Here is a 23320-nt window from a genome sequence, read left to right on the forward strand (position 1 = left end):
ATTCCATCATTTCAACCGCTCCGCCAGCTCCACCGCCGCTCCGATATAGCTGCCCGGCGTCATCGCCAGCAGGCGGGCCTTGGCCTCGTCGGGGATCGCCAGCCCTTCGATGAAGGTGCGCAGCGCCTCGCGCGAGATGCCCTTGCCGCGGGTCAGTTCCTTCAGTTGTTCGTACGGATTGGCGATGCCGTGGCGGCGCATCACGGTCTGCACCGGTTCGGCCAGCACTTCCCAGCAGTTGTCCAGATCCTCGGCCAGCCGCTCCGGGTTGGTTTCGAGCTTGCCCAGGCCGCGCAGGCAGGCCTCGTAGGCCAGCAGGCTGTAGCCGAAGGCGACGCCGATATTGCGCAGCACCGTCGAGTCGGTCAGGTCGCGCTGCCAGCGCGAGACCGGCAGCTTCTCCGACAGGTGGCGCAGCAGCGCGTTGGCCAGGCCCAGATTGCCCTCGGAGTTCTCGAAGTCGATCGGATTGACCTTGTGCGGCATCGTCGACGAGCCGATTTCGCCGGCCTTGGTCTTCTGCTTGAAGTAGCCCAGCGAGATATAGCCCCAGACGTCGCGGTCCAGGTCCAGCAGGATGGTGTTGGCGCGGGCCACCGCGTCGAACAGCTCGGCCATGTAGTCGTGCGGCTCGATCTGGATCGTGTACGGATTGAAGGCCAGGCCCAGCCGGTTCTCGATGACATCGCACGAGAAGGCTTCCCAGTCGAACTCGGGATAGGCGGACAGGTGGGCGTTGTAGTTGCCGACGGCGCCGTTCATCTTGCCGAGCAGCTCGACGCGCTCGATCCGCTCGATCGCGCGCGCCAGGCGGGCGGCCACGTTGGCCATCTCCTTGCCCAGCGTGGTCGGGCTGGCCGGCTGGCCGTGCGTGCGCGAGAGCATCGGCTCGCGGGCGTTGGCGTGCGCCAGTTCCACCAGCCGCGCATGCACGCGCCGCAGCGTCGGCACCAGCACGCTGTCGCGGGCGCCCTTGAGCATCATGCCGTGCGAGGTGTTGTTGATGTCCTCGGAGGTGCAGGCGAAGTGGATGAACTCGCTGGCCGCAACCAGTTCCGCGTTGTCCTGCACGCGCTCCTTCATCCAGTACTCGACCGCCTTGACGTCGTGATTGGTGACGGCCTCGATCTCCTTGATCCGCGCCGCGTCGGCCTCGCTGAAGTTGTCGACCAGCGCCAGCAGCGCGGCTTCGGACTGCGCCGAGAACTTCGGCATGTCGGGCAGGCCGGTGCGGGCGAGCGCGATCAGCCAGTGGACTTCGACCTTGACGCGATGGCGCATGAAGGCGGCCTCGGACAGCCATTCGCGCAGCGGGTCGGCCTTGGCGGCATAGCGGCCATCGATCGGGGACAGGGCGGTGAGCGGCGAGAGCGCGGCGGGGGAGGCGGTAGCAGACATGCTGGCAGACGGCGGGAGGGAATCAAGAGGGAAACCTGGAACGGTGTCGGCAGGCGCAGTTGGCGCACGCGATAGCGGCGAGCTGCGCTGGCACATCCCATGTACTTGAGCGCATGCAAAGCCGGGCGACCGTTCCGGAGCGATCCGGGGCACCGGCCTGGCAGCCGGCGCTGGAAAGCCGCGATTTTACCACCGCCCTCCCCGCTGCGCCGCGCCATCGTGGCCAGTGTTGCAGGGCTGTCCCGCCGGGCCGGCCTCGTGCGCCGGCGCCGCGCCGGAACGGCCTCACGGGCGGTTATACTCGCCACGCCGAGCCAGTAGCCTGTTACGAAGTGCATCAAGGCAGACCGGACCCGCGCGCCACCGCCGGCGCACGAGGCCAGCCGCTCCCGCCGCGGAGCGCCCGATGCACTTCATAACGAGCTCAAGGGGAGAACATGAAGCTGTACGCATCGCAGACCAGCCCTTACGCGCGCAAGGTGCGCGTGGTGATGGCCGAGAAGAAGATCGACTATCAGATGGTCGAAGTCGACGTGTGGTCGCCGGACACGGAGATCGGTCAATTCAATCCCCTCGGCAAGGTGCCCTGCCTGGTGATGGAAGACGGCGGCGCGGTATTCGATTCACGCGTGATCGTCGAATACGTCGACACGCTGACGCCCGTCAGCCGCATGATCCCGCAGGGCAGCCGCGAGCGGCTCGAGGTGCGCTGCTGGGAGGCGCTGGCCGACGGCCTGCTGGACGCGGCGCTGCTGGCGCGGCTGGAACACACCCAGCGCGAGCCCGCCGAACGCAGCGAGCGCTGGGTGCGCCGTCAGCTCGGCAAGATCGAAAGTGCACTGGTGGCGATGGCCAACGGCCTGGCCGATCGCAGCTGGTGCGCCGGCAACCATTACTCTCTTGCCGACGTCGCGGTCGGCTGCGCCCTGTCCTATCTGGACTTCCGCTTCCCGGACATCGCCTGGCGCGAGCGCCATCCCAATCTGGTCGCCTTCCACGACAAGGTCAGCAAGCGCCAATCGTTCATCGATACGGAGCCGCCGCGGGGCTGAACACCTCCGGGCCCACGAACGCCACGATCGCGCCGTCGCTCGACGACGGCGTGGGCGGCATCACTGGATGATGCCCCCGCCCAGGCAAACCTCGCCGTCGTACAGCACCGCGGATTGCCCGGGCGTGACGGCCCACTGCGCCTCGTGGAAGCGCAGCCGCAGGTTGTCGCCATCGACCGCGTCGACCACGCACGGCGCATCGCTCTGCCGATAGCGCGTCTTGGCGCTGAGCGCCGTGCCCGCGAGCGGCGCTTCGCCGGCAACCCACGACAGGTCGGCCGCGCGCAACGTCGACGACAGCAGCCACGGATGATCGTGCCCCTGCACCACGTACAGCGTGTTCGATGCCATGTCCTTGCGCGCGACGTACCAGGCATCGCCGCTGCCATCGCGGCTGCCACCGAGGCCGATGCCCTTGCGCTGGCCCAGCGTGTAGAACGCCAGGCCGATATGCTCGCCCACCACCTTGCCGTCAGGCGTTTTCATCGGACCGGGCTTGGTCGGCAGATAGCGATTCAGAAAATCCCGGAATGGACGCTCGCCAATAAAGCAGATCCCGGTGGAATCCTTCTTCTTTGCATTGGGCAGGCCGATTTCCGCAGCGATCTCGCGGACCTGGGTCTTCGGGATCTCGCCCAGCGGGAACAGCGTGCGCGATAGCTGCACCTGGTTCAGCCGGTGCAGGAAGTAGCTCTGGTCCTTGGTATGGTCCAGCGCCTTCAGCAGTTCGAAGCGGCCGTGCTCGCCCTGGCGCACGCGCGCATAGTGGCCGGTGGCGATGCGCTCGGCGCCGAGCGACATCGCATGGTCCAGGAAGGCCTTGAACTTGATCTCGGCGTTGCATAGCACGTCGGGATTGGGCGTGCGCCCGGCCGAATACTCCCGCAGGAAATCGGCGAACACGCGGTCCTTGTACTCGGCGGCGAAGTTGACCGCCTCGACGTCGACGCCGATCAGGTCGGCCACCGACACCACGTCGAGCCAGTCCTGGCGCGTCGAGCAGTACTCGCTGTCGTCGTCGTCCTCCCAGTTCTTCATGAACAGGCCGACCACCTCGTAGCCCTGCTGCTTGAGCAGCCAGGCGGTGACCGACGAGTCCACGCCGCCCGACATGCCGACCACCACGCGTTCGCCGCGGCCGATGCCGGGATTCAGTTCGGGGCGGGCCGAAGTGACGTCGCTCGTGACGGCGCTCGTGACGGCGCTCATGGCAGCGCTCCCTGCATCAACGCCGACGGATGCGTGTACAGCGCGTCGAGCGCGAAGCGCTTGCCGGCTAGATAGTCCTCGACACAGGCCAGCACCAGCGGCGAGCGATGGCGTTCCGGGCAGGCGCGGATCTCGTCGGCGCTGAGCCAGACGGTGCGCACGATGCCGGTATCGAGCGGGCGGCCGCTGTCGAGCGGACCCAGATCGCCGGTAAAGGCGAAGCGCACATAGGTGATGTCGCCCTCGGGATGCTGGCCGGTCGGCGAGGTCACCGAGCCCGCCAGATAGCAACCGAGCAGCGCGCGCGGCTCGAAGCTGTGCGCCGTTTCTTCCAGCGTTTCGCGGATCACGGCGCGCACCAGGCTCTCGCCCGGATCCAGATGGCCGGCAGGTTGGTTCAGCTTCAGGCCGTCGCGGGTTTCTTCTTCGACCAGCAGGAAGCGGCCGCCGCGTTCGATCACGGCCGCCACGGTGACGCTGGTTTTCCAGTCTTGGGACATGATGCACAAGTTTTAGGCAATCCGGCATTCTACCGGCTGGCGCTGCGCGCTGCAGCGGGGCGCACCGCACCGGGCCCCGCGGCGAGCGTATCCCGATCGCACCCATTGCCGTCAGATTCCTGTAAGCTGCGGAAAAATTGTGCGCTGCGCTGGACAGCGGCGCCGACAAGCGAGCCCGGATGCCTGCCCGGCCGTAGCCCGGAGCGGCACCGCAACAGGAGAAGCTGACGATGCAGATCGGTATCCCGCTGGAGACACGGGCCGGCGAAGCGCGTGTCGCCGCCACCCCCGAGACCGTCAAGAAGTACGTCGCCCAAGGCCATCAGGTGCTCGTGCAAAGCGGTGCCGGTATGCGTGCCAGCTGTCCGGACGCGGCCTACGAGGCAGCCGGCGCCAGCATCGTCGATGCGGCCCGCGCGTTTGGCGCCGAACTCGTGTTGAAGGTGCGCGCGCCCGACGCGCAGGAACTCGCGCAGATCCGGCCCGGCACCGCGCTGGTCGGCATGCTCGACCCGTTCGATGCCGACAACAATGCGCGCATGGCCGCCGCGGGCATCGTCGCCTTCGCGCTCGAGGCCGCGCCGCGCACGACCCGCGCGCAAAGCATGGACGTGCTGTCCTCGCAGGCCAATATCGCCGGCTACAAGGCCGTGCTCGTCGCCGCCAATCACTACCAGCGCTTCATGCCGATGCTGATGACCGCCGCCGGTACGGTCAAGGCCGCGCGCGTGCTGATCCTCGGCGCCGGCGTGGCCGGGCTGCAGGCGATCGCGACCGCGAAACGGCTGGGCGCGGTGATCGAGGCCTCCGACGTGCGGCCCGCGGTCAAGGAACAGATCGAATCGCTGGGCGCGAAGTTTCTCGACGTGCCATTCGAAACCGACGAGGAGCGCGAGATCGCGCAAGGCGTCGGCGGCTATGCGCGGCCGATGCCGGCGGGCTGGATGCAGCGCCAGGCGGCGCTCGTGCACGAGCGCGCGAAGCAGGCCGATATCGTCATCACGACCGCGCTGATCCCGGGCCGACGCGCGCCGGTGCTGCTGAAGGAAGAAACCGTGCAGGCGATGAAACCGGGCTCGGTGGTGGTCGACCTGGCTGCCGCGCAAGGCGGCAACTGCCCGTTGACCGTGGCCGACGAAGTGGTCGAGCGCCATGGCGTGACGCTGGTCGGCTACACCAATCTGGCCAGCATGGTCGCGGCCGACGCCTCGGCACTGTACGCGCGCAACGTGCTCGACTTCCTCAAGCTGATCGTCGACAAGGACGGCAAGCTGACAATCAACCCGGAAGACGATATCGTCGCGGCCTGCCTGATCAGCAAGGACGGGGCGCTGGCCCGCCAGGCCGCCTGAGCGGCTGCCGGCGCGGCGCTGCCTGTGCGATCGGCGCGCCGGCCGCGCCGACCCTCCAATCGATTCAACCCGCGCCCATCCCGGGCGCGTTTTCACGGTGCCGCGGCCAACGTTCGAGCCGTCGCGGCGCCAGCATCAACGAAGGAAAGCAACACCATGCAACGCATCATTCTGCGCGCCAAGCTGCATCGCGTCACCGTGACGCAGGCCGACCTGCACTACGAGGGGTCGTGCGGCATCGACGAGGATCTGCTCGACGCGGCGGACATGAAGGAGTACGAGAAGATCGAGCTCTACAACGTCAACAACGGCGAGCGTTTCTCGACCTACATCATCAAGGGCAAGCGCGGCACCGGCGAGATCTCGCTGAATGGCGCCGCCGCGCGCCGCGCCCATCTGGGCGACCACCTGATCATCTGCACCTACGCGCCGATGAGCGACGCGGAACTGGCCGACTACAAGCCGAAGATCGTGCTGGTCGACGACAACAACCGCATCAAGGAAATCAAGAAGGTGTGATCCCATGATCGCCGCGCGCAGGCAGTCTCGCCCGCAGTCCCGGCATGCCAACGGTGGCCTTGGCGCATGGCGCCGCTGGCTCGCCGTTGCCGTGGCGGCGGGTTGTGCGGCCTGCGCCGGCGTATCGGCACCGCGCGATAGCGGTGCCGCGGCTACTGCGGCTACTGCGGCTACTGCGGCTACTGCGGCCACTGCGGCCGCGGCGGCTCCCTCCCCCGCCAACGCCACGATCGCGGCCGACCCGCTGCCCTCCTGGCGCGACGGCGCGGCCAAACAGGCGATCCTGCGCTTCGTGCGCGACACCACCACCGAAGGCGGCCCCGACTTCGTCGCCCCGGCCGACCGCATCGCCCTCTTCGACAACGACGGCACGCTGTGGCGCGAGGACCCGCGCGCGGAGTTGCTGTTCGTCGCGCATCTGGCTCGCGCGCGCACCGAGGCGGACCCCACGCTGGGCGCGCAAAGTCCCTATCGCGAATTCCTCGCCGATCCGCGCGGCTATCTGCAGCGCGGCGACGCCGCGGCGCTGCAGCTGCTGCACGCGGTGTACGGCAACACCGCCGTCGAATCGTTTCAGGACGAGGCCCGGCGCTTCCTTGCGGTCGCCCGCCATCCCCGCAGCCGCGCGCCGCTGCGCGACGGCATCTACCAGCCGATGCTGGAACTGCTCGGCTATTTGCGCGCAAGCGGCTACCAGACCTGGCTGTGCGCCGGTTCCACCGCCGACTTCATGCGCGCCTTCGCCGCGGACTACTACGGCATCGCGCCACAGCAGGTGATCGGCTCGCGGCTGGCACTGCGCTTTCGGGAGACCGCACAGGGCAATGCGGTCTGGCGCGAGCCGCGCGTGGACAGCTTCAACGACAAAGAGAACAAACCCGCCAATATCGCGCTGCAGATCGGCAAGCGGCCGGTGTTCGCGGCCGGCAATGTCGGCGGCGCCGGCGATATCGCGATGCTGGCCTACAGCCAGGGACGGCGCGGGCCGTCGTTCCAGCTGCTGATCGACCATGACGACGCGCAGCGCGAGTCCGCCTACACCGAGCCCGACGGCGCGTCGCTGAAGGCGGCCGCCGCGCACCGCTGGACCGTGGTCAGCATGCGGCGGGACTGGGAGCGCGTGTTCGTGGCGCCGTCGGCGCCGACGCGGTCGCTGGCCGGCGAGCCAATGGCAAGGCCGGCCGCGCCATAGCGGGCCACAGCGAGCCGCAGCGGATCACAGCGGGAAGCCGCGGGCAACCGAATTCAAGCAACGGGAGGAGAAGTCGATGGAGATGGTGAACCACACGGTGATCAACCTGATCATCTTCGTGCTGGCGATCTACGTGGGTTATCACGTGGTCTGGACGGTCACGCCGGCGCTGCATACCCCGCTGATGGCGGTCACCAACGCGATCTCGGCGATCATCATCGTCGGGGCGATGCTGGCCGCCGGGCTCACCGAAGGCGGCGTCGGCCGCGCGATGGGCACGCTGGCCGTCGCACTGGCCGCGGTCAACGTGTTCGGCGGCTTCCTGGTGACCCAGCGCATGCTGGAGATGTTCAAGAAGAAGGAGCCGAAGAAGGCCGCGGGCCAGGCAACGCAAACGGGCAGCAAGGAGGGCGCGCAATGAGCATGAACGTCGTCACGCTGCTCTACCTGGTGGCCTCGGTCTGCTTCATCCAGGCCCTGAAGGGGCTCTCGCACCCGGCCACCGCGCGCCGCGGCAATGCCTTCGGCATGATCGGCATGGCGATCGCCGCGCTGACCACCGTCGCGCTGATCGTCAAGCTGAAGAACGAGTTCCTGGCCGCCGGCATCGGCCAGTCGTCGATCGGCACCGGACTCGGCCTGATCCTGGCCGGGCTGGTGGTCGGCGGCGGCATCGGCGCCTACGTCGCGAAGAAGGTCGAGATGACCAAGATGCCGGAACTGGTCGCGGCGATGCACTCGCTGATCGGCCTGGCGGCGGTCTTCATCGCCATCGCGGCGGTGGCCGAACCGGCGGCCTTCGGCATCACCGCGGCCGGCTCGCACGAGATCCCGCTGGGCAACCGCATCGAGCTGTTCATCGGCTGCTTCGTCGGCGCCATCACGTTCTCCGGCTCGGTGATCGCCTTCGGCAAGCTGGCCGGGCGCTACAAGTTCCGGCTGTTCCAGGGCGCGCCGGTGGTGTTCTCCGGCCAGCACTGGCTGAACCTTGCGCTGGCGGTCGCGATGGTCGGCTTCGGCATCGCCTTCTTCATGACGCAGGAGTGGGTGCCCTTCCTGGTGATGCTGGCGATCGCCTTCGTGCTCGGCGTGCTGATCATCATCCCGATCGGCGGCGCCGACATGCCGGTGGTGGTGTCGATGCTGAACTCGTATTCGGGCTGGGCGGCCGCCGGCATCGGCTTCTCGCTGAACAACCCGATGCTGATCATCGCCGGCTCGCTGGTGGGCTCCTCCGGTGCGATCCTGTCGTACATCATGTGCCGGGCGATGAACCGCTCGTTCTTCAACGTGATCCTCGGCGGCTTCGGCGGCGAAGCCGGCAGCGCGGCCACGGCCGGCGCTCAGGCGCAGCGCAACGTCAAGTCGGGCTCGCCGGACGACGCGGCCTTCCTGATGGGCAATGCCGAGACCGTGATCATCGTGCCCGGCTACGGCCTGGCGGTGGCGCGCGCCCAGCATGCGCTCAAGGAGCTGACGGAGATGCTGTCGGAGAAGGGCGTCACGGTCAAATACGCGATCCACCCGGTCGCGGGCCGCATGCCGGGCCACATGAACGTGCTGCTCGCCGAGGCCGAGGTGCCGTACGACCAGGTCTTCGAGATGGAGGACATCAACAGCGAGTTCGGCCAGGCCGACGTGGTGCTGGTGCTCGGCGCCAACGACGTGGTCAACCCGGCGGCCAAGACCGACCCGAACTCGCCGATCGCCGGCATGCCGATCCTCGAGGCCTACAAGGCCAAGACCATCATCGTCAACAAGCGCTCGATGGCCGCCGGCTACGCCGGGCTGGACAACGAGCTGTTCTACATGGACAAGACGATGATGGTGTTCGGCGACGCCAAGAAGGTGGTCGAGGACATGGTCAAGGCGGTCGCCTGAGCGAGCGGTCCCCGCTGCGTTCCCGCATTGCCGGCCCCCCGCGGGGCCGGTTGCGCCCCCGCACCGCCGCGCTATACTGGCCCTCGGCCGCGGGCCGGCATGCGCCGGCCATGACGGCCCTGGCGCCGGCCCCCGCGTTCCCTTCCGCAGCCGGACCCGCTTCTCGCCTCCCGGGGTCGCACGCGACATGACATTCAATCCGCAGGACAGGCATCTGCCGGTCTTCCAACATCCGATCCTGACCGTGCTGGTCGACGACAGCCGCTCCTTCATGGACAGCCTGGTCTTCCAGATGGACCGGACCCGACCGGTGATCACCTTCACCGACCCGCGCGAGGCCCTGCAGTGGATCCGGGAGGCCTACACCACGCGTTTCACCGGCTTCCTGCCGGTGCGCGTCACGCACGACGACCTGACCTTCCTTACCGAGCGCCGTACCGTGCAGCTCGATATCGACCGCATCCACCGGCAGATCCACGACATTCACCGCTTCGTGCAGCCGGGCGTGATCGTGGTCGACTATTCGATGCCGCAGATGGATGGGCTGGAGTTCTGCCGCGCGCTGCAGGACCTGCCGTGCAAGACCATCCTGCTGACCGGCACCGCCGATGAAGGCGTCGCCGTGCAGGGCTTCAACCACGGCCTGATCGACCGCTACGTCAAGAAGCACGACAGCAACATGGTCGAGCGGCTGGACCAGGAGATCGACGCCCTGCAGCAGCAGTACTTCACCACGCTGTCGCACACGCTGCGCGACCTGCTGACGCGGCACTCGTTCTCGTTCCTGTCCGATGCCGCCATGGCCGAGCGCGTGCGCCAGCTGGCGGCGCGCTACGGCTTCGTCGAGTACTACCTGTACCCCAATCCGGCCGGCATCCTGCTGCTGACCGCACAGGGGCAGGCCACGCTGATGGTGATCGAAACGCGCACCAGCCTGGCCAGCCAGGTCGAGTCGGCCGAGGCCTACGACGCGCCGGCGGCGCTGACTGAAGGCCTGCGCGAGGGCCGCATCGTGCCGTTCTTCTGGCCCGGCAACGGCATGTACACCCCCGCCTGCGTCGACTGGGAGCAGTACTGCCTGCCGGCCGAGCGCGTCGAGGGCCGCGAGGAATTCCTGTATGCGCTGTTCGACCTGCCGCGCCACCTGCTCGACGAACCGGTGGTCAGCCTCAAGAGCTTCCTGACCGAGTTCGAGCGCAACGAAGGCAGCCTGACGGGGCGCTGAGCCTGCTTGCTCCTTCTCCCGCTTGCGGGAGAGGGAGAACACCATCACGCGGTTACGACCCCGCCCGATTGCCGCCCTTCACCATCTCGAACCGGAACAAGCGGCATTCGATCGCACCGTTATACAGCGGCACGCGCCGTGATTCCTTCAGCCGCAGCCGGCGCGGCAGCGACAGGTCGCCCGTGAAGATCCACGCCTCCCAGCCGGCGAAATGCTGCTTCAGCGTGGTGGCAAAGGCGGTGGCGAACTGGTTGGCGGCCTCCTCCTCGGCGCTGTCCACCGGCGCCTCGTCGAAGGCCGGGCGGCGCTGGCCGCGCACCGCGATACGCTCGCCGTAGGGCGGGTTCAGCAGCAACAGGCCCGGTTCCGCGAACGGCGGTTGCACGTGCCGCGCGTCGACCTGCTTGGTGCGCAGCTCGCCCGGCAGGCCGGCACGCTGCCAGTTGGCGCTGGCCATCGCCAGCATGTCGGTCGAGATATCGCTGCCGGCGATGGCGAGGTCCGCCGGCGCGGTCGCGGCGGCGCGCTCGCCGGCGGCCTGGGCCTCGCCTTTGAGCACCTTCCACGGCTTGCGGTCCATCCCCTTGAGCCATTCGAAGGCGAAGCTGCGCCCCGCGCCCGGCGCCAGTCCCAGCGCGACCTGCGCCGCCTCGACCAGGAACGTGCCGCTGCCGCACATCGGGTCATAGAACGGCCGCCCGGTCTTCCCGGGTGTCCAGCCGGCGAGCCGCAGAATGCCGGCAGCGAGGTTCTCCTTGAGCGGCGCCTCGCCCTTTTCCATGCGCCAGCCGCGCTTGAACAGCGGCTCGCCGGTGGTATCGAGGTACAGCGTGCAGTCGTGCTCGGTCAGGTGCGCGTAGATCCGTACGTCGGGACTGGCGGTATCGACGCTGGGCCGCGCGCCCAGGCGCTCGCGCATCGCGTCGCAAACCCCGTCCTTGACCCGCAGCGCCGTGAAGTTCAGGCTGCGCAGCGGCGAGCGGTGCGCGGTCATCTCGATCTTGATGGTCTCGTCCGGGCCGAACCATTGGTCCCAGCGCTGCGCGCGTGCCAGCTCGTAGATATCGTCCTCATGACGGTACCCGCGGGCGGCGATCCGCAGCAGCACGCGGCTGGCGATGCGCGAATGCAGATTGACCGCATAGGCCGCGGCCATGTCGCCCGAGAAGCTGACGCCGCCCGGCACCTCGCGATGCACGTCGAACGGGGCCACGGCATCCACATCGGGCCGCACGGCAATCTCGCGCAGCTCGTCGGCGAGCGCGCTCTCGAGGCCGCGCGGGCAAGGGGCGAAGAAGGTTTGGGTCATCACAGCGGTCCGGCAAAAGGGTCAAATAAACAGCAGGCGAAACGGTGGCACAGCCGCTTCAAACAAAAACGTCCGCCGTGGCGGACGGGGGGGCCGGCATCAGCCGCTATCAGCCACGATCAGCCACAATCAGGCGGCAGCCAGCGCGCGATCGAGGAAGTCGAGCCGGTCCTGACCCCAGTACGGCTGGCCGTCGTAGACATACCACGGCGCGCCGAATACGCCGGCCGAAATGGCGTCCTGCGTGTGGCCCGCATATTCCTCCTGCACGCCCTGCCCTTCGCTGGCCTTCAGCAGCGCCGCGCCATCCAGGTCCAGACGGTCGGCCAGCTCCGCCAGCGTGGCGGCATCGGCGATATTACGCTCCTCGGCCCACAGCGCCTGGCCGATCGCACCGAGCAGCGCCATCGCGCGTGCGGTCCCGTGCGCCAGCCGCGCGGCGATGATCAGCCGGCTGGCCGGATCGCCCGAGACCGGAAAGTACCTGGGCTCGGGATTGAGCGGCACGCCCAGATAATCGCGCCAGCGCGCCAGTTCGACCAGCCGGTAGGCCTGGCGCTGCGGCGGCCGCTGGGCCAGCGGCAGACCGCCCGAGGTCGCGAACACCTTGCCCAGATCGCAGGGCTTCAGATTGACCTGCGCACCGTGACGGGCCGCGATCTCGGTAAAGCGGGCATGGCCGAGATAGACATACGGCGACTGCGGCGAGAAGTAGTAGTCGATCTGTTTGCTCATCGGTTCCTCGGGAGTAGGTTCAGCGGGGAAAGCCTGGCGACGGTGCCATGCCGGTCGGCGCCGGCACCTCGGCTCAGAACGGCTTGACCACCACCAGCACCACGATCGCCAGCAGCACCAGCACCGGCAGTTCGTTGAACCAGCGGTAGAAGCGATGCGAGCGCGTATTGCGGCCGGTCTCGAACTTGCGCAGCAGCACCGCGCAGCCATGGTGGTAGCCGAGCAGCACCAGCACCAGCGCCAGCTTGGCATGCATCCAGCCCTGCCCCGGCCCGCGCCCGATGCCGTAGCCCAGATAGAGCCACAGCCCGAACGCCAGCGCCGGGATCGCCAGCATCGTCATGAAGCGCAGCAGCTTGCGCGCCATCGCCAGCAGCCGCGCCGCCGCGGCGGAGTCGGTCTCCATCGCCAGATTGACGAAGATGCGCGGCAGATAGAACAGCCCGGCGAACCAGGAGACGACGAAGACGATATGCAGCGATTTGACCCAGAGCATCGGCGATCCGTATGACTCGGTGATTTACGTGCGAATCTCGCCGTGGCCGAACACCACGTACTTCAGCGAGGTCAGCCCTTCGAGGCCGACCGGGCCGCGTGCGTGCAGCTTGTCGTTCGAGATGCCGATCTCCGCGCCGAGGCCGTATTCGAAGCCGTCGGCGAAACGGGTCGAGGCGTTGATCATCACGCTGGCCGAATCGACCTCGCGCAGGAAGCGCATGCCGGCCGAATAGTTCTCGGTGACGATCGAATCGGTATGGGCCGAGCCGTACGTGTTGATATGGGCGATGGCCTCGTCCAGGCCTGACACGGTGCGGATCGCCAGCACCGGCGCCAGATATTCGAGACGCCAGTCTTCCTCGGTGGCATCGACCAGGTCCTTGAAGCCGGCGGCTTCCAGCGTGGCGCGCGTGGCCGGGCAGACCCGCAGTTCGACGCCCTTCTGCTGATAGATCTTGCACAGCGGCGGCAGCACGCGGGCGGCGATCGATTCGGCGACCAGCAGCGTCTCCATCGTGTTGCACGGCGCATAGCGCTGCGTCTTGGCGTTGTCGCAGATGCGCACGGCCTTGTCGAGGTCGGCATCGCCGTCGACGTAGACATGGCAGATGCCGTCCAGATGCTTGATCATCGGCACGCGCGCCTCTTCCATCAGCCGGGCGATCAGGCTCTTGCCGCCGCGCGGCACGATCACGTCGACATATTCGGTCATCGTGATCAGGCGCCCGACCGCGGCACGATCGGTGGTTTCGATGACCTGCACCGCCTCGGCCGGCAGACCGGCTTCGGCCAGGCCTTCGGCGACCAGCTTCGCCAGCGCGGTGTTCGATTCGATCGCTTCCGAGCCGCCGCGCAGGATGGTGGCGTTGCCTGACTTCAGGCACAGCGCCGCGGCGTCGATCGTCACGTTGGGGCGCGACTCGTAGATGATGCCGATCACGCCCAGCGGCACGCGCATCTGGCCGACCTGAATGCCGGTCGGCCGATATTTCATGTTGCCGATCTCGCCGATCGGATCAGGCAGCGCGGCGATCTGCTCCAGGCCCGCGGCCATGGTGGCGATGGCCTTGTCCGACAGCGTCAGGCGATCGACGAAGGCGGCATCCTGGCCGTTGGCGCGGGCGCGCTCGACATCGCGCGCATTGACGGCCTTCAGCTGCTCGGCGTCGCGGCGGATTGCGGCTGCGATGGTCAGCAGTGCGCGGTTCTTGTCGGCGGTGGAAGCGCGCGCCATCGCGCGCGATGCGGCGCGGGCCTGTCGGCCGACGCGGTCCATGTACTGGTAGAGATCGAGCTCGTTCATATCGGGGGCCGGTCGGTGCGGCCAGGCAATCTTGTATTTGGCGGGGCGCGCAGCAGGAGGCGCGACGTCGCGTGTTCCGGCAGCGATCGGCGGAGATCGGCGGGCCATCGGTGGGCGGCCAGCGGGCAATCAGCGCGCCATCGGCAGCATCTGCACCAATCAGCGCGCAATCATCAGGGCCAGTTGCAGCAGGCCGTCCCACGGCTCGGCCGGCATGCCGTCGACGCGCAGGCCCTTGGTCTGCCGGTCCAGCTTCGCGGCCATCGCCAGCGCGGCTTCGAGCCGTTCGATCGACAGCCGCTGCGCGGCCTGCGGCACCAGCTTCTCGCGCGGTCCCCAGATACGCAGCTCACGCGTCAGCACGCCTATCGGCTTGCCGGCGGCCAGCCCTTGCCGGACCTTGGATAATACGCGAATTTCCTCGGTCAGCGCCCACAGCACCAGCACCGTGGCTTCGCCCTCTCCGCGCAGTCCTTCGAGCATCCGCACCAGCCGCGGCACATCGCCGCCGAGCATCGCCTCGGACAGCTTGAAGACGTCGTAGCGGGCCACGTTCAGCACCGCGTCGTGGACCTGGTCGAACGTCAGCACGCCGGCCGGGTACAGCAGGCCGAGCTTCTGGATTTCCTGATGGGCGGCCAGCAGATTGCCCTCGACCTTGTCGGCGATGAACTGCAGTGCGCGGCGGCCCGGCTCACCGGGTTCCACGCGCTGGTTCTGCAGCGCCAGCCGTTCGCCGACCCAGGCCGGCAGCCGGCTGCGATCGACGCTGTCGACCTTGATCGAGACGCCGGCGCCATCCAGCGCCTGAAACCACGCCGACTTCGACGCGGCAAAGTCCAGCCGCGGCAGCGTGATCAGCATCACCACATCGGGCGACGGCTGCGCGGCGACCGCGCGCAGCACCTCGCCGCCTTCCTTGCCGGGCTTGCCGGACGGAATGCGCAGCTCGACGATCTTGCGGTCGCCGAACAGCGACATCGACTGCTGCGCCTCCAGCAACTGGCTCCATTGGAAGCCGCGCTCGGACACCAGCACGTCGCGCTCGCTGTAGCCCGCCTCGCGCGCCGCCTGGCGCAAGCGGTCGACGGCCTCGAGCACCAGCAGATGCTCGTCGCCGTGCACCACATACAGCGGCGCCAGCCCGCGCGATTGGGCCTGGCGCAGGTGACCGTCGAGGGCGTCGAGCTTGAGCTGCATCCGTAGCCGGTGGGGGGAGCCTGTCGGGGTCGGGGCCTGTGCCGGTAGCAGATGCCGCCTTCAGGCCGGCTTCGCGGCGGCCAGCCGGCGCATCAGCTGCTGCACGATGTCGCGCTGCATGTCGCGATACAGCTGTTCTTCTTCGTAGCCCTTGGCCAGCGCGTTAGCCTCGTTGTAGGTCAGGTCGCGGAACAGCACCATCTGCGACGGCGCGATCATCTCGCGGCCGGCCGCATCGCGCAGCCGGAACGTGAAGCGCTGCGTCAGCCGGTATTCGCGCACCACGCCCGCCGTCGTGATCGACAGCACGGTCCTGGTGCGGCTGTCCTCGAGCACGTCTAGCAGCGCATCGGCCTGCTTCGGATCGGTAACGACGATGGTGTCGGAACCGCCCTGGATGGCGCGCGTCAGTTCGGCGCCCATCAGCGAATTCTTCGGGATGCCGACATACAGCCGCTTGAAGGCGAAATCCGAGCTGCCGCGCAGATGGAAGCCGCAGCCGGCCAGCGCACCGGCGGCCAGCAGCGCGGCCAGCACGGCGCGGCGATTCGGGTTCGGTCTAGTCATGGCGCGATTCCTTTGATTGGGACGTTGGCGCGGCGGCGGGATGCCATTGCAGCGGCGGCCCGCCTCAGATCACCACATTGACCAGGCGGCCGGGCACCACCACGATCTTCTTCGGCGCAGCGCCGTTGGCGAATCTGGCGACGGTCTCGCTGGCCGCGGCCATCGCTTCGATCGCGGCACGGTCGGCATCGGCCGGCACGGTCAGGCTGCCCCGCACCTTGCCGTTGACCTGCAGCACCAGTTCGATCTCGCTCTGCACCAGCGCGGCTTCGTCGACCTGCGGCCACGGCGCATCGAGCAGATCGCCGTGGGCCGCGACATAGTCCAGTTCCTGCCACAGCACGTGGGTGATGTGCGGCACCACCGGGTACAGCACGCGCAGCAGGATGCCGAAGCCTTCGCGACGCGCCGCCGGCGACGCCGACCTGGCGTCTTCCAGCGCGTTGAGCATCTTCATCGCGGCCGAAACCACGGTGTTGTACTGGATGCGCTGGTAATCGTAATTGGCCTGGCGCAGGATGCCATGCACCTCGCGGCGAAGCGCGCGATCGGCGTCGCCGGCAGCGTCGCCGGAGCCGGCCGCACGAATTGCCTCGGCGTTGGCGTGGCCAAACGTCCAGACGCGGCGCAGGAAGCGCGAGGCGCCTTCGACGCCGGAACTGCTCCACTCGAGCTGCTGCTCGGGAGGCGCGGCAAACATCGTGAACAGACGCGCGGTGTCGGCACCGTACTGGTCGATCAGCGCCTGCGGGTCGATGCCGTTGTTTTTCGACTTCGACATCTTCTCGACGCCGCCGATTTCCACCGGCTGGCCGTCGGCCTTCAGCGTGGCGCCGACCGGGCGGCCGCGCTCGTCGGTCTTGACGTCGACGTCGGCCGGATTGAACCAGTGCTTCTTGCCGCTGGCATCCTCCCGATAGTACGTTTCGTTCAGCACCATGCCCTGCGTCAGCAGGTTGGTGAACGGCTCGCCGAACTTGACCAGGCCCAGGTCGCGCATCACCTTGGTCCAGAAACGCGCGTACAGCAGGTGCAGGATCGCGTGTTCGATGCCGCCGATGTACTGGTCCATCGGCATCCAGTAATCGTTGCGCGCGTCGACCATGGTGGTTGCGTCCGGGCACGTATAGCGCATGTAGTACCAGCACGAGTCGATGAAGGTATCCATCGTGTCGGTCTCGCGCCGCGCGGGCTTGCCGCAGGACGGGCAGGTGCAGGCGAGAAAGCGCGGATCCTTGGCCAGCGGGTTGCCGCTGCCGTCCGGCACCAGGTCCTCGGGCAGCACCACCGGCAGGTCCTTCTCGGGCACCGGTACCACGCCGCAGCTGTCGCAGTGGATCAGCGGGATCGGCGTGCCCCAGTAGCGCTGGCGCGAAATGCCCCAGTCGCGCAGGCGCCACGTTACCTTCTTCTCGCCCAGACCCTTGGCGGCCAGGTCGGCGGCGATCGCGTCGACGGCGGCACGATAGTCCAGGCCGTCGTACTTGCCGCTATGGACGCAGCGACCGCGCTCCTTGTCGGCGTACCAGTCCTGCCACGCTTCGGCCGAGAACGCCTCGCCCGCGACGTCGATGACCTGCCTGATCGGCAGGCCGTACTTGCGCGCGAAGGCGAAGTCGCGCTCGTCGTGCGCCGGCACGCCCATCACCGCGCCGTCGCCGTAGCTCATCAGCACGTAGTTGCCGACCCAGACCTCGACCTGCTCGCCGGTCAGCGGATGCACGACCTTCAGGCCGGTCGGCATGCCCTTCTTTTCCATGGTCGCCATATCGGCTTCCATCACCGAGCCGCGCTTGCATTCTTCGATGAAGGCGGCCAGTTCGGGATTGGTGGCGGCGGCGTGCGTGGCCAGCGGATGCTCGGCCGCGACCGCGCAGAAGGTCACGCCCATGATGGTGTCGGCGCGCGTGGTGAACACGTACAGCTTGCCGCCGCCGATCAGCTCGCCGTCGTCGCCGACGATCGCGTGCGGGAAGGCAAAGCGCACCCCCTCGCTCTTGCCGATCCAGTTCTGCTGCATCACCTTGACGCGCTCGGGCCAGCCCAGGGCATCGAGCTCGCTCAGCAGCTCCTCGGCGTACTGGGTGATGCCCAGGTAGTACATCGGGATCTCGCGCTTCTCGACCACGGCGCCGGAGCGCCAGCCGCGGCCGTCGATCACCTGCTCGTTGGCCAGCACGGTCTGGTCGACCGGGTCCCAGTTGACGGTGCCGGTCTTGCGATAGGCGATGCCCTTCTCCAGCATCTTCAGGAACAGCCACTGGTTCCAGCGGTAGTAGTTGGGATCGCAGGTGGCGACCTCGCGCGACCAGTCGATCGCCAGGCCCATCGACGCCATCTGCTTCTTCATGTACGCGATGTTGTCGTAGGTCCAGGCGGCCGGCGCCACGCGGTTGTTGATGGCGGCGTTCTCGGCCGGCATGCCGAAGGCGTCCCAGCCCATCGGCATCAGCACGTTATGGCCGTTCATGCGCAGGTAGCGCGCCATCACGTCGTTGATCGTGTAGTTGCGCACGTGCCCCATATGCAGCTTGCCCGACGGGTACGGCAGCATCGAGCAGGCGTAGAACTTGGGCTTCTCCTTGCCGTCGGGGCCTACCGCGTGCTCGTCGACGCGATAGGCGTCGATGGCTTGCCAGTGCTGGCGGGCGGATTGTTCGACTTCGGCGGGGAGGTATTTGTCTTGCATGGTTGGGACAGCGGGGCGCGCGTGGCGCCCCGGCGTGTGGAATCTGGCTGCGGTTGGGAGATCCGGCACGGCAGGCGCACGTGCGGGAAGCGCCGATTATAACCGGCGCGGTGGCGGCGGGACGGCCCGAACAGGGCCGTCTTCCCTGCTGCTGGCCGGGAAGACGGCGCGGCGCCTTACTTCAGGCCCAGCACGTCCTGCATGTCGAACAGCCCGTTCGGCTTGTCGGCCAGGAAACGGGCCGCGCGAACTGCGCCATCGGCATACGACTGGCGGCTCGACGCCTTGTGCGTGATCTCGATGCGCTCGCCGATGCCGGCGAACATCACGGTGTGATCGCCGACGATATCGCCGCCGCGCACCGTGGCAAAGCCGATCGAATTCGGATCGCGCTCGCCGGTATGGCCCTCGCGCGCGAACACGCCGCAGGTCTTCAGGTCGCGGCCGAGCGCCTCGGCGATGACCTCGCCCATCTTCAGCGCGGTGCCCGAGGGCGCATCGACCTTGTAGCGGTGGTGTGCTTCGATGATCTCGATGTCGTAGCCGGAGGACAGCATCCTGGCCGCGACCTCGAGCAACTTGAAGGTCGCGTTGACGCCGACGCTCATGTTGGCGGCGAACACCACGCCGATCGACTGCGCGGCCTCGACCAGCGCGGCCTTGCCGGCGTCGTCGAAACCGGTGGTGCCGACCACCATCTTGACGCCGAGCCGGCGCGCCACCTGCAGATGGGCAAGCGTGCCTTGGGGACGGGTGAAGTCGATCAGGCAATCGGCGCCGGACAGCGCCGCCTCGATGTCCGAGGTGATCGCGACACCGGTTTCCCGCCCGAGCAACAGGCCCGCGTCCTGGCCCAGCGCGGCCGCGCCGGGCACATCGAGCGCGCCGGCCAGCGTCACGCCGTCGGCGTCCAGCACATATTCGATCAACATGCGGCCCATGCGGCCGGACGCCCCGGCAATAGCGAGTTTCATGGCGAGTCGGTTCCCCGGAAAGAGATCAGGCGAATAACAGAACAGGAAGACAGCAACGATGGCGGGCGCTGCGTGGCCGGCCACGCCGTGACGTGGTCCGATGGCAGCCGCCGCGCGCGCCGGCGCAATGGCGTTGGCAAGGGGCGGTGGCCCCCCGCGCCGGCGATTTACTTGACGGTGTCGGTCGGGCTGGCGCTGGCGGCGCGCTCGCTGGCGGGCTCGGCTGCGGGCTGCGAAGGCGCCGTACCGGCAGGCGCTGCGGCGGCCTCGGGCGCAGAGGCGGGCGGCGCGGCATCGGCAGGGGCCGGAGGCTGCTGGGCCTGCTGAGCCTGCTGTTGGCCCTGCGGCGCAGCGGACTTGGCCTGCGGCGTGCGCTTCATGCCGTCGATCTCGGCGATCAGCTCGTATTCCGACGGCAATTCGTCGCCACCGAAGCGCACCAGACGGTCATTGTCGAAGAACACCGTGAAGCGGCGCTGCTGCACGACTTGCGTGTTGCCGCGCTTGAACGAGAACACATAGTCCCAGCGATTGGCGTGGAATACGTCGGTCAGCAGCGGCGTGCCGAGCAGGAATTGCACCTGGTCGCGGGTCATGCCTTCGCGCAATTGCGCCGCGGCTTCGCGCGACACGAAGTTGCCCTGCACGATATTGATCCGGTACGGCGTGATCGCGTTGGCGATCTTGCGGGAAGTGCTGTCGTAGGTCGAGCAGGCGGCGGAGGCCAGCGTGATGGCTGCCAGAAGCGTGGTCAGCAGCGCCGGGCGCAGGGCGGATGTTCGAATGGAATCCATGTAACTCGCAGTTCTCGCTACCGAATGAAGGGAAAGTACCGGTCGGCGCGCATGGCGGCGCGTCCGGGTGGACACGCGTGCGTCGCCGCGTGAAGGGCTCAGCGCATTGCCGGCACCGGCGGTGCCGGGCGACTTTTGCCGGCAAAACCCTTATGATTCAACAATCCAGACATTGTACTCTAGGGAGTCACGCCCATGCCGAGTCCGGCGGAACTCAAAAATATCGGCCTGAAAGCGACCGTGCCGCGGCTGAAGATCCTCGAAATCTTCCAGACCAGCGAGCAGCGCCATCTGAGCGCGGAAGACGTCTATCGCATCCTGCTCAACGAGCATATGGATATCGGGCTGGCCACCGTGTATCGGGTGCTGACCCAGTTCGAACAAGCCGGCCTGCTGTCGCGCAACAACTTCGAATCGGGCAAGGCCATCTTCGAACTCAACGAAGGCAAGCACCACGATCACCTGGTCTGCCTCGATTGCGGCCGCGTCGAGGAATTCTTCGATGCCGAGATCGAACAGCGGCAGCAGAGCATCGCACGCGAGCGCGGCTTCGCGCTGCAGGAACATGCGCTGTCGCTGTATGGCAATTGCACCAAGACGGCTTGCCCGCATCGGCCCAAGCGCTGATGCGAAACACCGCGTGCGGCGACGCACGCGGCGGCAGCCCCGGCGCCGGCACGCCGACGAATTCGGCGACAACCTGACGGAACAGCCCGCGCGCCCACACCAGCATCGGGTGGGTGTTGCGGCTGCGGTGCCAGAACATGTTCAGACCGAGCGTGGTCTGGATTTCCGCGGGCAGCGGGAATGCGTTCAGGCCGTAGCTTTCGCAGGCGACATCCTTGGTCAGCGCGTTGACGGTGAAGATCATGTCGGTCTGCGCGGCCAGCTCGGCCTGGGCCCGCCACGAATGCACGGTCAGGGCCGCGTTGCGCTTCAGGCCGCGCTGCTGCAGCGCGTAGTCGAGCGGAATCAGAGAAGGGGCGGGCCGGCCGGTGCCGCCGGCCGAGGCCATGAAGATATGGCCGCATTCGAGATAGTGGTCGAGCGTGCAGGCAGTCTGCAGCAGCGGATGACCCTGCCGGGCGCAGACCCACAGGTTCAGCGAGGTCACCGTTTCCTCGACGATCTCCGGGTGGCCGGTCGGCAGCGCGCAGAACGCGAGGTCCAGCTCGTTGGCGCGCATCGAGGCCACATCGGCCTCCCACGAATGCGATTCGACCAGCCGGATATGCAGTTCGGGGGCAAGCTGCGTCAGGCGCAGCACGAAGCGGTTGAAGACCGTATCGCCGAGTTCGGCGGCAAAGCCGATATGCAGCGTGCCGGAGGCGACCGCCGGATCGAAATTGTCGACGTCGCCCTCGTTGATCGAGGACCACAGGTCGAGCATCTCGCGAATCTTCGGACCCAGTTCGAGCGCACGCGGCGTCGGCGTCAGGCCATGCGGGACGCGGATGAACAGCGGATCGTCGAAGATCTCGCGCAAGCGGCCCAGCGAGTGGGACACCGCCGGCGCGGTCATATGCATCTTCTCCGCGACATAGGTCGCGTTCCGCTTGCTGAGCAGCTCGGTGAAAATTACGAGCAGCTTGGTGTCAACGTTCACCATGATCACGCCCAGTTCAGGTTTGAAACGCGTGGCCAAGCGAGCGCACGCCCGGACACTGAGGCAAGTGTAAGATCAAATCGCCACTTCGGGGAAGCGAAAGCGTCATTTTTACTTGCCGGGGAACCCCTCTGTAGCAGGGTCCCTGTGCCGCATTTACCATATTTTACAGTCCGAGCGTGCGGTAACGCACAGGGAGGCCGCAGACCAAGCCGCGTCCGGACCATGAAAAACGGCGCCCGAAGGCGCCGCTTCCGAGTCGCCGCCAAGGCGGTGACATCTACCCTTTACTTCCGGGCCGATTTACTTGGCGTTCATCAGCGCCACGGTGGTATCGAGCATCCGGTTGGAGAAGCCCCACTCGTTGTCGTACCAGCTCGACACCTTGACCAGGTTGCCGGACACCTTGGTCAGCGTCGCGTCGAAGGTCGACGAGGCCGGGTTGTGGTTGAAGTCGACCGACACCAGCGGTGCGGTGTTGTAGTCGAGGATGCCCTTGAGCTCGCCTTCGGACGCGGCCTTCAGGATCGCGTTGACTTCATCGACGGTGGTCTCGCGCGCGGCGACGAACGACAGGTCGACCAGCGACACGTTGATGGTCGGCACGCGGATCGCGAAGCCGTCCAGCTTGCCGTTCAGTTCCGGCATCACCAGGCCGACCGCGGCGGCGGCGCCGGTCTTGGTCGGGATCATCGACTGGGTCGCCGAACGGGCGCGGCGCAGATCCTCGTGGTAGACGTCGGTCAGCACCTGATCGTTGGTGTAGGCGTGCACCGTGGTCATCAGGCCGGTCACCACGCCCAGCTTCTCGTGCAGCGGCTTGACCAGCGGGGCCAGGCAGTTGGTGGTGCACGAGGCGTTCGAGATCACCGTGTCCGAGGCCTTCAGCACGTTGTGGTTGACGCCGTAGACGATGGTCGCGTCGACGTCCTTGCCGCCCGGCGCGGAGATGATGACCTTCTTGGCGCCGCCGGCCAGGTGAGCCGAGGCCTTTTCCTTCGAGGTGAAGAAGCCGGTGCACTCCATCACCACGTCGACGCCCAGCTCGCCCCACGGCAGTTCGGCCGGGTTGCGGTTGGCCAGCACGCGAATCTTGTCGCCGTTGACGACCATGTAGTCGCCCTCGACCGACACGGTGCCCGGGAACTTGCCATGGGCGGTGTCGTACTGCGTCAGGTGGGCGTTGGTCCTGGCATCGCCGAGGTCGTTGATCGCGACGATCTCGATGTCATGCTTCTTGCCGCCTTCGTAGTGGGCGCGCAGCACGTTGCGGCCGATACGGCCATAGCCGTTGATGGCAACCTTGATAGTCATGGT

The 23320-nt window shown here is 67.4% G+C and carries 21 protein-coding genes and 1 pseudogene; 8 read left to right on the forward strand and 14 right to left on the reverse strand.

The features are described from left to right. Positions 1 to 6 precede the first annotated feature (6 nt). Positions 7 to 1398 carry an adenylosuccinate lyase gene (purB, locus tag HTY53_RS01210; protein WP_174104559.1) on the reverse strand — a complete coding sequence of 464 codons (1392 nt, stop codon included), beginning with the start codon at positions 1396 to 1398 and terminating at the stop codon, positions 7 to 9. Positions 1399 to 1835: 437 nt separating this feature from the next. Between purB and HTY53_RS01215 the strand changes: the two genes are divergently transcribed. After that, positions 1836 to 2450, forward strand: a complete 615-nt coding sequence (locus HTY53_RS01215) for a glutathione S-transferase family protein (RefSeq protein ID WP_174104560.1) — start codon at positions 1836 to 1838, stop codon at positions 2448 to 2450. A gap of 60 nt (positions 2451 to 2510) precedes the next feature. On the opposite strand, the gene mnmA is transcribed toward HTY53_RS01215, so the two are convergent. Both mnmA and HTY53_RS01225 read right to left on the reverse strand, forming a co-directional pair. Continuing rightward, a complete protein-coding gene (gene mnmA, locus HTY53_RS01220) occupies positions 2511 to 3659 on the reverse strand; it encodes a tRNA 2-thiouridine(34) synthase MnmA (protein ID WP_302480460.1) in 1149 nt (382 codons plus the stop codon). Beyond that, positions 3656 to 4159 carry an NUDIX hydrolase gene (locus HTY53_RS01225; protein WP_170265882.1) on the reverse strand — a complete coding sequence of 168 codons (504 nt, stop codon included), beginning with the start codon at positions 4157 to 4159 and terminating at the stop codon, positions 3656 to 3658. The genes mnmA and HTY53_RS01225 overlap by 4 nt, the downstream gene beginning before the upstream one ends. A 230-nt stretch (positions 4160 to 4389) precedes the next feature. Between HTY53_RS01225 and HTY53_RS01230 the strand changes: the two genes are divergently transcribed. From HTY53_RS01230 to HTY53_RS01255, 6 genes are all read left to right on the forward strand, one after another. Further along, positions 4390 to 5511: a Re/Si-specific NAD(P)(+) transhydrogenase subunit alpha gene (locus tag HTY53_RS01230; protein ID WP_174104561.1), complete on the forward strand. Its 1122-nt coding sequence runs from the start codon at positions 4390 to 4392 to the stop codon at positions 5509 to 5511. 156 nt (positions 5512 to 5667) lie between these two features. After that, entirely contained in the window at positions 5668 to 6030 is a 363-nt protein-coding gene (panD, locus tag HTY53_RS01235) for an aspartate 1-decarboxylase (protein ID WP_006577190.1), read from the forward strand. 4 nt (positions 6031 to 6034) lie between these two features. After that, a complete protein-coding gene (locus tag HTY53_RS01240; protein ID WP_174104562.1) occupies positions 6035 to 7222 on the forward strand; it encodes an HAD family hydrolase in 1188 nt (395 codons plus the stop codon). A 76-nt stretch (positions 7223 to 7298) separates the two neighbouring features. Continuing rightward, positions 7299 to 7643 (forward strand): NAD(P) transhydrogenase subunit alpha, encoded by a 345-nt coding sequence (locus HTY53_RS01245; RefSeq protein ID WP_174104563.1) that lies wholly within the window; start codon positions 7299 to 7301, stop codon positions 7641 to 7643. Further along, complete coding sequence (locus HTY53_RS01250; RefSeq protein ID WP_174104564.1) at positions 7640 to 9103, forward strand: NAD(P)(+) transhydrogenase (Re/Si-specific) subunit beta; 1464 nt, start codon at positions 7640 to 7642, stop codon at positions 9101 to 9103. The genes HTY53_RS01245 and HTY53_RS01250 overlap by 4 nt, the downstream gene beginning before the upstream one ends. Before the next feature lie 187 nt (positions 9104 to 9290). Next, positions 9291 to 10328, forward strand: coding sequence for a response regulator (locus HTY53_RS01255; RefSeq protein ID WP_174104565.1), 1038 nt, complete (start codon positions 9291 to 9293; stop codon positions 10326 to 10328). Positions 10329 to 10380: 52 nt separating this feature from the next. Here the strand turns inward: HTY53_RS01255 and HTY53_RS01260 are convergent, their stop codons facing one another. From HTY53_RS01260 to HTY53_RS01300, 9 genes are all read right to left on the reverse strand, one after another. Further along, the gene (locus HTY53_RS01260) at positions 10381 to 11637 is read right to left on the reverse strand and encodes a THUMP domain-containing class I SAM-dependent RNA methyltransferase (protein ID WP_174104566.1); all 1257 of its coding nucleotides are present in this window, start codon (positions 11635 to 11637) and stop codon (positions 10381 to 10383) included. A 129-nt stretch (positions 11638 to 11766) separates the two neighbouring features. Then, complete coding sequence (locus HTY53_RS01265; protein WP_174104567.1) at positions 11767 to 12372, reverse strand: 2-hydroxychromene-2-carboxylate isomerase; 606 nt, start codon at positions 12370 to 12372, stop codon at positions 11767 to 11769. A 73-nt stretch (positions 12373 to 12445) separates the two neighbouring features. Further along, entirely contained in the window at positions 12446 to 12868 is a 423-nt protein-coding gene (locus HTY53_RS01270; RefSeq protein WP_174104568.1) for a CopD family protein, read from the reverse strand. 24 nt (positions 12869 to 12892) lie between these two features. Continuing rightward, positions 12893 to 14173, reverse strand: a complete 1281-nt coding sequence (locus HTY53_RS01275) for a glutamate-5-semialdehyde dehydrogenase (protein WP_174104569.1) — start codon at positions 14171 to 14173, stop codon at positions 12893 to 12895. Positions 14174 to 14332: 159 nt separating this feature from the next. Continuing rightward, positions 14333 to 15373: a DNA polymerase III subunit delta gene (gene holA / locus HTY53_RS01280; RefSeq protein ID WP_174104570.1), complete on the reverse strand. Its 1041-nt coding sequence runs from the start codon at positions 15371 to 15373 to the stop codon at positions 14333 to 14335. A 60-nt stretch (positions 15374 to 15433) separates the two neighbouring features. Continuing rightward, on the reverse strand, positions 15434 to 15940 hold the full coding sequence (locus tag HTY53_RS01285) for an LPS-assembly lipoprotein LptE (protein WP_174104571.1): 507 nt from the start codon (positions 15938 to 15940) through the stop codon (positions 15434 to 15436). Between the two features lie 64 nt (positions 15941 to 16004). Continuing rightward, positions 16005 to 18629 carry a leucine--tRNA ligase gene (gene leuS / locus HTY53_RS01290; RefSeq protein WP_174104572.1) on the reverse strand — a complete coding sequence of 875 codons (2625 nt, stop codon included), beginning with the start codon at positions 18627 to 18629 and terminating at the stop codon, positions 16005 to 16007. A 176-nt stretch (positions 18630 to 18805) separates the two neighbouring features. Beyond that, positions 18806 to 19603 carry a 4-hydroxy-tetrahydrodipicolinate reductase gene (gene dapB, locus HTY53_RS01295; RefSeq protein ID WP_174104573.1) on the reverse strand — a complete coding sequence of 266 codons (798 nt, stop codon included), beginning with the start codon at positions 19601 to 19603 and terminating at the stop codon, positions 18806 to 18808. Between the two features lie 167 nt (positions 19604 to 19770). Next, positions 19771 to 20397 carry an outer membrane protein assembly factor BamE gene (locus tag HTY53_RS01300; RefSeq protein WP_174104574.1) on the reverse strand — a complete coding sequence of 209 codons (627 nt, stop codon included), beginning with the start codon at positions 20395 to 20397 and terminating at the stop codon, positions 19771 to 19773. Positions 20398 to 20592: 195 nt separating this feature from the next. Here HTY53_RS01300 and fur point away from each other — a divergent pair, with 195 nt between their 5' ends. Beyond that, complete coding sequence (fur, locus tag HTY53_RS01305; RefSeq protein WP_174104575.1) at positions 20593 to 21024, forward strand: ferric iron uptake transcriptional regulator; 432 nt, start codon at positions 20593 to 20595, stop codon at positions 21022 to 21024. A 28-nt stretch (positions 21025 to 21052) separates the two neighbouring features. On the opposite strand, the pseudogene HTY53_RS01310 reads toward fur, so the two are convergent. Both HTY53_RS01310 and gap read right to left on the reverse strand, forming a co-directional pair. Continuing rightward, positions 21053 to 22006: pseudogene (locus tag HTY53_RS01310) on the reverse strand (LysR substrate-binding domain-containing protein); the annotation flags it as partial. Between the two features lie 300 nt (positions 22007 to 22306). After that, on the reverse strand, positions 22307 to 23317 hold the full coding sequence (gene gap / locus HTY53_RS01315) for a type I glyceraldehyde-3-phosphate dehydrogenase (protein ID WP_174104576.1): 1011 nt from the start codon (positions 23315 to 23317) through the stop codon (positions 22307 to 22309). Positions 23318 to 23320: the final 3 nt, after the last annotated feature.

The organism is Cupriavidus gilardii (assembly GCF_013314895.1).
In the GTDB taxonomy this organism is placed as follows: Bacteria; Pseudomonadota; Gammaproteobacteria; order Burkholderiales; family Burkholderiaceae; genus Cupriavidus; species Cupriavidus gilardii_C.

Bases quoted from the DNA above. Each gene is read 5' to 3' on its own strand.
- purB (WP_174104559.1), bottom strand. From the start codon at position 1,398: ATGTCTGCTACCGCCTCCCCCGCCGCGCTCTCGCCGCTCACCGCCCTG.
- HTY53_RS01215 (WP_174104560.1), top strand. From the start codon at position 1,836: ATGAAGCTGTACGCATCGCAGACCAGCCCTTACGCGCGCAAGGTGCGC.
- mnmA (WP_302480460.1), bottom strand. From the start codon at position 3,659: ATGAGCGCCGTCACGAGCGCCGTCACGAGCGACGTCACTTCGGCCCGC.
- HTY53_RS01225 (WP_170265882.1), bottom strand. From the start codon at position 4,159: ATGTCCCAAGACTGGAAAACCAGCGTCACCGTGGCGGCCGTGATCGAA.
- HTY53_RS01230 (WP_174104561.1), top strand. From the start codon at position 4,390: ATGCAGATCGGTATCCCGCTGGAGACACGGGCCGGCGAAGCGCGTGTC.
- panD (WP_006577190.1), top strand. From the start codon at position 5,668: ATGCAACGCATCATTCTGCGCGCCAAGCTGCATCGCGTCACCGTGACG.
- HTY53_RS01240 (WP_174104562.1), top strand. From the start codon at position 6,035: ATGATCGCCGCGCGCAGGCAGTCTCGCCCGCAGTCCCGGCATGCCAAC.
- HTY53_RS01245 (WP_174104563.1), top strand. From the start codon at position 7,299: ATGGAGATGGTGAACCACACGGTGATCAACCTGATCATCTTCGTGCTG.
- HTY53_RS01250 (WP_174104564.1), top strand. From the start codon at position 7,640: ATGAGCATGAACGTCGTCACGCTGCTCTACCTGGTGGCCTCGGTCTGC.
- HTY53_RS01255 (WP_174104565.1), top strand. From the start codon at position 9,291: ATGACATTCAATCCGCAGGACAGGCATCTGCCGGTCTTCCAACATCCG.
- HTY53_RS01260 (WP_174104566.1), bottom strand. From the start codon at position 11,637: ATGACCCAAACCTTCTTCGCCCCTTGCCCGCGCGGCCTCGAGAGCGCG.
- HTY53_RS01265 (WP_174104567.1), bottom strand. From the start codon at position 12,372: ATGAGCAAACAGATCGACTACTACTTCTCGCCGCAGTCGCCGTATGTC.
- HTY53_RS01270 (WP_174104568.1), bottom strand. From the start codon at position 12,868: ATGCTCTGGGTCAAATCGCTGCATATCGTCTTCGTCGTCTCCTGGTTC.
- HTY53_RS01275 (WP_174104569.1), bottom strand. From the start codon at position 14,173: ATGAACGAGCTCGATCTCTACCAGTACATGGACCGCGTCGGCCGACAG.
- holA (WP_174104570.1), bottom strand. From the start codon at position 15,373: ATGCAGCTCAAGCTCGACGCCCTCGACGGTCACCTGCGCCAGGCCCAA.
- HTY53_RS01285 (WP_174104571.1), bottom strand. From the start codon at position 15,940: ATGACTAGACCGAACCCGAATCGCCGCGCCGTGCTGGCCGCGCTGCTG.
- leuS (WP_174104572.1), bottom strand. From the start codon at position 18,629: ATGCAAGACAAATACCTCCCCGCCGAAGTCGAACAATCCGCCCGCCAG.
- dapB (WP_174104573.1), bottom strand. From the start codon at position 19,603: ATGAAACTCGCTATTGCCGGGGCGTCCGGCCGCATGGGCCGCATGTTG.
- HTY53_RS01300 (WP_174104574.1), bottom strand. From the start codon at position 20,397: ATGGATTCCATTCGAACATCCGCCCTGCGCCCGGCGCTGCTGACCACG.
- fur (WP_174104575.1), top strand. From the start codon at position 20,593: ATGCCGAGTCCGGCGGAACTCAAAAATATCGGCCTGAAAGCGACCGTG.
- gap (WP_174104576.1), bottom strand. From the start codon at position 23,317: ATGACTATCAAGGTTGCCATCAACGGCTATGGCCGTATCGGCCGCAAC.